This is a genomic window from Kitasatospora sp. NPDC003701, from assembly GCF_053587085.1.
The window spans coordinates 1-3,835 of record NZ_JBSFNM010000151.1 but is presented as its reverse complement, the minus strand read 5'-3'; the positions used below and the strand labels follow the sequence as shown (position 1 = coordinate 3,835).

The 3,835-nt window shown below is 70.5% G+C and carries 6 protein-coding genes and 1 pseudogene; 3 read left to right on the top strand and 4 right to left on the bottom strand.

What is annotated here, in order from left to right; translation table 11 throughout:
* Positions 1-177: 177 nt before the first annotated feature.
* A pseudogene (locus tag ACWDRR_RS44225) lies at positions 178-336 on the top strand (DUF255 domain-containing protein); the annotation flags it as partial.
* Between the two features lie 57 nt (positions 337-393).
* Positions 394-543: a hypothetical protein gene (locus tag ACWDRR_RS44220; protein WP_449778008.1), complete on the top strand. Its 150-nt coding sequence runs from the start codon at positions 394-396 to the stop codon at positions 541-543.
* A 231-nt stretch (positions 544-774) separates the two neighbouring features.
* Here the strand turns inward: ACWDRR_RS44220 and ACWDRR_RS44215 are convergent, their stop codons facing one another.
* The 4 genes from ACWDRR_RS44215 to ACWDRR_RS44200 all read right to left on the bottom strand — a co-directional run bounded on the left by ACWDRR_RS44215 (position 775) and on the right by ACWDRR_RS44200 (position 2,680).
* Positions 775-1,101 carry a hypothetical protein gene (locus tag ACWDRR_RS44215; RefSeq protein WP_449778007.1) on the bottom strand — a complete coding sequence of 109 codons (327 nt, stop codon included), beginning with the start codon at positions 1,099-1,101 and terminating at the stop codon, positions 775-777.
* Between the two features lie 67 nt (positions 1,102-1,168).
* A complete protein-coding gene (locus tag ACWDRR_RS44210) occupies positions 1,169-1,528 on the bottom strand; it encodes a hypothetical protein (protein WP_449778006.1) in 360 nt (119 codons plus the stop codon).
* A gap of 92 nt (positions 1,529-1,620) precedes the next feature.
* Positions 1,621-1,956: a hypothetical protein gene (locus ACWDRR_RS44205; protein ID WP_449778005.1), complete on the bottom strand. Its 336-nt coding sequence runs from the start codon at positions 1,954-1,956 to the stop codon at positions 1,621-1,623.
* Positions 1,957-2,242: 286 nt separating this feature from the next.
* Positions 2,243-2,680 (bottom strand): hypothetical protein, encoded by a 438-nt coding sequence (locus tag ACWDRR_RS44200; protein WP_449778004.1) that lies wholly within the window; start codon positions 2,678-2,680, stop codon positions 2,243-2,245.
* A 169-nt stretch (positions 2,681-2,849) separates the two neighbouring features.
* Here ACWDRR_RS44200 and ACWDRR_RS44195 point away from each other — a divergent pair, with 169 nt between their 5' ends.
* Positions 2,850-3,704, top strand: coding sequence for an HNH endonuclease (locus ACWDRR_RS44195; RefSeq protein WP_449778003.1), 855 nt, complete (start codon positions 2,850-2,852; stop codon positions 3,702-3,704).
* Positions 3,705-3,835 lie beyond the last annotated feature (131 nt).

The window sequence follows — 3,835 nt, the reverse complement described above, 5'->3', positions numbered from 1 at the left end:
TCCCTGGAGGCGGCGGTGGCCCGGTGGGCGACCGACATGTCCCTGGTCGGCGCGGGGGTGGGAGTAAAGAGGTGCTTGAACAAGCAATTCAAGCGGGTCGACTTCGTCGAGGAGCCGGAGGCTCCGAAGGAGTGAGGCTCCGCCCCCGTCCGCGCGCCGATGCGCGAGGATGGGGGCATGCCGAACCGTCTCGCGGACGCGACCTCGCCGTACCTGCAGCAGCATGCCGAGAACCCGGTCGACTGGTGGCCCTGGGGGCCCGAGGCGTTCGAGGAGGCGCGCCGGCGGGGGGTGCCGGTCCTGCTGTCGGTCGGGTACGCGGCCTGCCACTGGTGCCAATGACTTAACACAACCAGGTAGTCCTGACCTGGGGTGTTGTCAGGGGGTAGTCGCGTGGACACGTACGATGAGGAACTGGACAAGAACATAGAGGCTTGGGTGGAGGCCGAACTGGCCGCCTCACCCGAGTGGGGGCCCGAGAAGTACGACATCATCCGTCGGCGTTTGGAGGACAGCGCACCCGCTGTCACAGCTGAGGAGTAGAGGGCGGGGCGGCGTCCCGCGGTGACCTCCTCCTCGCCCCCGGGCAACCCGCCGGAGGTCTGGCACGTCGCCCGCAGGGCCGACGGTCTACGCCGGCCGTTCGCGCCAGCGCCGCCTTGGCTCCCTCTCGGACGAGCAGTGGGCGGCCCGCCAGGCGAACAGGTCGCGCCTGCCAGAAGCTCCGAGGGGGCCACTGCCTCCGCAGTGGCCCCCTCGGGGTCGACATCCTGATCAAGACCGGCTCTGCTGTGCCTTTCGCTCAGCCCACAGTCGCCCGTACTCGACGCTGCACGCCTCGTACGTCCAGCCGGTGACGGAGAGGTAGGTCGGCAGCCCAGGGGCCTCGTGCCACTTGTGCTCGACCTGGTCGTCCGGGGTTCCGTCGTCCGGGAGGAACTTGCTCTCGAACTGGGCGTTCCCCCAGGCCGGTGCCCGGGAGCCGCTGAGGGCCCACCGGAGGCGCAGCCGCTCGCCGTTCGGGCCTTCCTTCCACTGTGACTGGGTGGTTGGCCCAGGGGGAGTGTCCTGGTCTTTGCTGCTCTCGCTGGTGGTCTCCATGCCCAAATCCTCATGGATTGCGGGGAGTTGTGCCCTGTGTTCGGAGGAATTCAGGGTTCTGAGAAGATCAAGAAGTAGGGCGGCACGGAGCCGTCCACAGCGCGGAGGCAACCTGGACCCAGCCGTGATCCCGCTCGCTGTCGCGCTGCGCTTCCTCCGCGACCACGAAGCCGTGCTGCTCCAGCTGCTGCACAGCCGCCTCCCGGGGCAGCACCGGCACTTCCTCGCCTTCGAGGTCGATCATGTGGCGGCCAGGGTCGTCGGGCGAGGGCGTGACGAAGGCGTCCGCAGGGCCAAGATCGACCGGCCCGACCACGGCTTCGGGCCCCGGCGCGATGACGTACAGCCCCCACCGCCCGCGGAAGACCGAGACCTCGGCACCGTAGAGCGCCGGGAGGCCAACGTGATCGGGATGGGCTTCGGGCACGGGGGACTCCTCTGGAACGATCAACACCGTCCTCCCGACCGTAACCCAACGCTGCGACACCGCCCGGTCCGTTCGCCGGGCGGACGCAGTGATCACCAGAGGCTCAGCGGGCGCCCCTCCGCGATCACCGCTTCAACCCGGGCTGCGATCTCCACTTCGGACTCGCCACCGGCCAGGCCGGCGCGGATCGCGGCGCCGATCGCCCGGGAGCGTCCGGCCGGGCCACGCAGGTCCGCCAGCGGACTCCCCGGGTCGCGCCGCCGGGCCACCCACTCGGCCCGGTTCTCCGCCGCTGTGCCCAGTCGCAGGTGCGCCGGCTGCTGGCAGGAGTGGTTGTCGCAGGTGTGGCAGACGGTCAGGTCGGTGCCCCATCCCAGTCGCGGGATGACACCGTGCGCGAGCTGGTACCCGTACAGGTGCCCGGGCACCGTGCCGCGCCGAGTCCGGCCAGGCCGCGAGGTGGCCCGGAAGGTGGCGTGCCCGGTGCTGGAGATCCCACCGGTGAAGAACCAGCAGTCCCTTGGCGGGGCCCGGTAGACCTTCGCCCAGTACCGGGCCTGGACAGACTCGTCGGCCAGCCAGCCAGCCCACTCAACCGCCGCTATTCGTACGGGCGTTGGCTCGCCAAGGAGAGAGAGCTGCTCGTCAACGCGAGCAGGCCCGGACCCCTTCACCGCAGCACGCGGGAAGAGCCCGGGCCCGAGGCCGCCGTTCTCAGCCGGCATCGGCCAGGCCGCCCTCCGGCACGGAGTCCGGAGCGGCGGCAGAAGGTGCCGTGGCAGCGGCGCCGGCCTTCCTGGCGCGGCGGACCGGGCGCGGGCGCTCGGCACGGGCGCGCAGCCCCTCGATCACCTCCTTCGCGCGGGCTGCGGTAACAGGCTTCGCGTCGCGTTCCAGCTCCTCCGCCGTGACACCGAGCAGCTGCGCGACCAACTCGGCATCGTTGTTGAACAGCCGAAGGGCAGCAGCGGCGGCTTCCCGCGCCGCGACCTCGGCGTCCTCCTTCGCCTTCGCGGCCGTCACCGCGGCCTCCCGCGCGGCCAGTACGTTCGACGCAGCCAACTCCCTTGCCCGCGCCTGGATTTCTTCGATGGCGCGAACCCTCCGCCGCAGTTCCGCCGCACTCACCGTTGCCGCCGAAGTCGTATTCACCCGTTCCCCATCTCAGTCAGATCCGTGCTCATCGCGCGCACCGTAAGCACGGGTGCGCGGACACCTCAACTGCGGTCGCAGGCGACGACGCCGGTGCCGCCCAGGCCGTGCGAGGGTGCGCGCGGGGAGCTGGCGCGGGTGTGTCGGCGCGACCGGGCATCATGGAGAGATGGACACAGAGCGTGAAGCGTCAGATTCGGATCGTCGGGTCTGGCCGAGGCCGACTGACCTCCCGGGGCCTCTCGAAGCTGCCCTGGACCTCCTCGCGGCCGAGGGTTGCGCGCTCAGCCACCTCGACCTGACGAGCAGCGAACTGATCGCTGAGCTCGGCGACTTGGCGACTCCCGCGGTCGTGGAGACACTGGCGTTGCTGCACGAGCAGCACCAGACCCTGGCCCGAGCACCGAAGGTGGCGGCCCCCTGGCTTCTCGAACAGGCGCACATCAGTCCGTGGCCGGCGAAGCGGAACGGTCAGGCTACCGAGGCCGAGGCTCGCCGGGCATTCCACCACTGGATGAACCTCGTCCTGCTGTGCCGGTTCTGCCACGTGCTCTTCGACAAGCCGCTCCTCATTCCGCGTGTGCTGGTCGAGCGGGCCCGTATCGAGGTGCTGCGGACTCGCACCGGTCATGACGCCCTTCGCCTCTTCATCGCGCGCTCCCTGGCCTACCGCGGCAACCAGCCCGACGCGGCCATGCCGTTCCATACTGACGTCGAGCACGCCCACTTCGAGCTCGCCACTCTCCACGGACACGGCGACCCGATCACGGTGGCCCCCTTCCGCAAGGCCGATCGCACCTTCCAGTCCACTGCGGACCCGGTCAGCGGGCTGATCCGGCAGGGCGACTACGGCGGGAACCCCGACGAGTTCTACTTCGCCCGCGGCATCACCAACGTCCCCCCGCCCGCGCCCGGCCGGTACAACGTGGTCGAGACGCCCAACGGCTTCGGCTTCGAACCCGCATCGGCGCCCGGGGCAGAGGATGCAGCCGCCCCGGACAACGCCAACGGCGGCGCCGGCTGACGACGGACGCCAGCACCAGCTCCTGCGCCGGACTTTTGCCTCCGGCGGGTCCTCTCTCGGAGGGGGTGGGGGCCGGTCGGTTGGGTGCGGGTTGGTGGTGGTTGGGGTTGTGGGGGCGGGGCTCCCTCCTC

Excerpts from the sequence above, each read along its gene's own strand:
- ACWDRR_RS44215 (WP_449778007.1), bottom strand. The coding sequence starts at position 1,101 with ATGGAGACCACCAGCGAGAGCAGCAAAGACCAGGACACTCCCCCTGGG.
- ACWDRR_RS44195 (WP_449778003.1), top strand. The coding sequence starts at position 2,850 with ATGGACACAGAGCGTGAAGCGTCAGATTCGGATCGTCGGGTCTGGCCG.